At 68.3% G+C, this 3,208-nt stretch carries 3 protein-coding genes and 2 pseudogenes; 1 reads left to right on the top strand and 4 read right to left on the bottom strand.

The window, feature by feature from the left end; genetic code table 11:
• Nucleotides 1-851, top strand: an 851-nt coding sequence (locus tag BST40_RS27575) for a glucose-6-phosphate isomerase (RefSeq protein WP_482805268.1), incomplete at its 5' end; no start/stop codon positions are given.
• Nucleotides 852-955: 104 nt separating this feature from the next.
• Here BST40_RS27575 and BST40_RS27570 read toward each other — a convergent pair.
• From BST40_RS27570 to BST40_RS27560, 4 genes and pseudogenes are all read right to left on the bottom strand, one after another.
• Nucleotides 956-1,705, bottom strand: a complete 750-nt coding sequence (locus BST40_RS27570; protein ID WP_075549177.1) for an SDR family oxidoreductase — start codon at nt 1,703-1,705, stop codon at nt 956-958.
• A 16-nt stretch (nt 1,706-1,721) separates the two neighbouring features.
• Nucleotides 1,722-2,210, bottom strand: a complete 489-nt coding sequence (locus tag BST40_RS32175; protein ID WP_371687258.1) for a zinc finger domain-containing protein — start codon at nt 2,208-2,210, stop codon at nt 1,722-1,724.
• Nucleotides 2,211-2,342: 132 nt separating this feature from the next.
• Nucleotides 2,343-2,585: pseudogene (locus tag BST40_RS32170) on the bottom strand (DNA-formamidopyrimidine glycosylase family protein); the annotation flags it as partial.
• Nucleotides 2,586-2,643: 58 nt separating this feature from the next.
• Nucleotides 2,644-3,208 (bottom strand): annotated as a pseudogene (locus tag BST40_RS27560) (PE family protein); the annotation flags it as partial.

The following is a 3,208-nucleotide window of genomic DNA, read 5'->3' as shown; positions in this document are numbered from 1 at the left end:
GGCGGTATTCGGTCGATTCGGCCATCGGGCTTGCGGTGATGGCCGCCATCGGCCGAGAAGCCTTCGGCGACTTCCTATCCGGGTTCCACATCGTCGACGAACACTTCCGCACCGCGCCGCTGGAGTCCAATGCGCCTGCGCTGCTTGGTCTTATCGGCCTGTGGTACTCCAACTTCATGGGCGCGCAATCGCGTGCGGTGTTGCCGTATTCCAATGACCTGGCCCGCTTCGCGGCCTATCTGCAGCAGCTGACCATGGAGTCCAACGGCAAGTCGACCCGCGCCGACGGCACTCCGGTGGCCACCGACACCGGCGAAATCTTTTGGGGCGAACCGGGAACCAACGGCCAGCATGCCTTCTATCAATTGCTGCATCAGGGAACGCGGTTGGTGCCGGCGGATTTCATCGGGTTCAGCCAACCGCTCGACGACCTGCCGACCGTCGAGGGCACCGGCAGCATGCACGACCTGTTGATGAGCAATTTCTTCGCCCAGACCCAGGTGCTGGCGTTCGGTAAGACTGCCGAGGAGATCGCGGCCGAGGGCACCCCGGCCGAGGTGGTGCCGCACAAGGTGATGCCCGGCAACCGACCGTCCACCTCGATTCTGGCCAACCGGCTGACGCCGTCGGTGCTGGGACAGCTGATCGCCTTGTATGAGCACCAAGTGTTCACCGAGGGTGTGGTATGGGGGATCGACTCGTTCGACCAGTGGGGGGTGGAGCTGGGTAAGACTCAGGCCAAGGCGCTGCTTCCGGTGATCACCGGCGACGCCGCACCCGCGCCGCAGTCGGACAGCTCGACCGACGCGCTGGTGCGTCGCTACCGCACCGAACGGGGGCGTGCGGGCTAACTCGGCGAGCAGACGCAGAATCCCCTCTCACACGGCGTGTCGAGGGGATTCTGCGTCTGCTCGCGCAACGCGCGCAACGCGCGCAACGCGCGCATGCACGCCCATTAGGCGAAGAGCTTCGCCAGCGGCGGCGGCAGCACCCGCATCAATTGCACCAGCGGCGCCCACGGCCACCACGGCACCGCGGCCCGTCCGGGCTCGCGTTCGATGGCGTCGACGAGTGCCTTGACGCCGGTTTCGTTGTCCACCATGAACATTGTGCTGTTCGACTTAGCCGTCATCTCCGACTCGATGTAGCCCGGCTCGATCACCGAGATCTTGACGGGGCCCTTGGCGTACTCGGCGCGCAGCGATTCGCCCAGCGAGCTCAATCCGGCCTTGCTGGCGGCATAGGCGGCTTTGACGCCCGGCACGCCCGCGTTGCCCAGCACCGAGGAAATGAGCACCAGATGCCCCGAACCGCTGTCGGCGAACATCTCCAGCGCCGTTTCGATCTGCACCAGGGCGGCCACGAGATTGGTTTCGATGGTCGCCTTGTTGGCCCACAACTTGCCCGACCCCAGCCTGGCGCCCTTGCCGATACCGGCGTTGACGATGACGCGGTCGATACCGTCAAGCTCGTCGCTCAGCTCGGCGAACACCTTCGGCACCTGCTCGTGGTCGTTGACGTCCAGGGCCGCCACGGCGATCTTGATGTTTGGATACCGTTGTGACAGCTCAGCTTTCAGCTCGTCGAGCCGGTCGGTGCGACGGGCGCACAATGCCAGGTCGCGGCCCTTGGCGGCGAATGCCCGGGCCATCCCGGCGCCCAGGCCGGAGCTGGCGCCGGTGATGAGAATTTTCCGACGGGTCATCCGGGCAGCATACCGACTACTTCAGAAGCCGCGACATGCGCCGGTCGGCCAGCACCTTGCCGCCGGTCTGGCACGTCGGACAGTACTGGAAAGACTTGTCCGCGAATGACACTTCCCGCACGGTGTCTCCGCACACCGGGCAGGGCAAGCCGGTGCGGGCGTGCACCCGTAACCCGGAACGCTTCTCCCCCTTGAGCATTGCGGCGCCCTGGCCGACGGAGCGGTGCACCGCGTCGGACAGCACCGACACCATCGCGTCGTGCAGGGTGGCCAGTTGTTCGGCCGACAGCTTGCCGGCGGTGGCGAACGGCGAGATCTTGGCGACGTGCAAGATTTCGTCGCTGTAGGCGTTGCCGATGCCCGCGATCACCTTCTGGTCGGTGATGACGGTCTTGATGCGTCCGGTATTGCCGTCCAGCAGCCCGGCCAGGTCTTCGGTACTCAGTTGGAGCGCATCCGGCCCGAGCGCCGCGATACCCGGGACGTGCTTCGGATCGTCGACCAGCCAAACCGCCAGACGCTTCTGGGTGCCGGCCTCCGTGAGGTCGAAACCCGGTGCATCGCCGGGGGTACCGAGATGCACGCGCAGCGCGATCGGCCCTTTGCCGGGCCGCAGCGGCGCTGCGGCCAGCTTGTCCGACCATCGCAGCCAGCCGGCCCGCGACAGGTGAGCGATCAACCACAGCGGGTCCGCCCGCAGGCCCAGGTATTTGCCCCACCGGTCGGCCGCGGTGACGGTGCGGCCGGGTAGTGCGCTGACCGGCGGATCGAAGGTTTTGAGCACCGACAGCGCGGCGACGTCGACGCGGCCGATCGGCAAACCGACGGCGTGCCGGCGCAGATGGTCGACCAGTGCTTCGATCTCGGGAAGTTCGGGCACCTGTTCAGTCTGCCGACCGCGTCAGGCAGGTGTCCATCGGCCCGCTGAGCCGGACTTGTTATGGGGGCCCGTCGGCGCCGGGCTGGCCGAACAGATCGCCGCCGCGGCCACCGGTGCCGCCGGTGCCGCCCTGGCTGGCTCCGGCCCCGGCACCGCCGTTGCCACCGTTGCCGACCAACTGGGCACCGCCGCCGTTGCCGCCGATGCCGTTCCCCGCTGGGGCCGTGAAGCCGGCGGGGATGCTGCCGGCGTTGCCGCCATTGCCGCCGTTGCCGGCAAAGAAGCCGCCCCGGCCGCCGTTACCGCCGACGCTGGTCTGGTACACCGAGCCGGTGCCGCCACCGTTCAGGCTGCCGGGATTGCCGGTGTTGCCACCGTTGGCGCCGGCGCCGCCGTTGCCCCACAGCTGGGCGTCGCCGCCGAAGCCGCCCAGCGCGCCCGGACCGGCGTTACCGCCGTGGTTGCCGCCGCTGCCACCGTTGCCGCCGTTGCCACCGGCGCCGCCGTTACCCCCGCTGCCGATCAGCCCGCTCTGGCCGCCCGAACCCCCGAACCCACCGAAGCCGCCGCCGCCGTTGACGGACAGGGTGGTACCGCTGTTACCGCCGCCATCGGCGCCGTTC

This window comes from Mycobacterium persicum (assembly GCF_002086675.1).
Lineage (GTDB): Bacteria > Actinomycetota > Actinomycetes > Mycobacteriales > Mycobacteriaceae > Mycobacterium > Mycobacterium persicum.
The sequence above is the reverse complement of the archived record's forward strand: the minus strand, read 5'-3'. Positions and strand labels throughout refer to the sequence as shown.

Bases quoted from the DNA above. Each gene is read 5' to 3' on its own strand.
- BST40_RS27570 (WP_075549177.1), bottom strand. From the start codon at position 1,705: ATGACCCGTCGGAAAATTCTCATCACCGGCGCCAGCTCCGGCCTGGGC.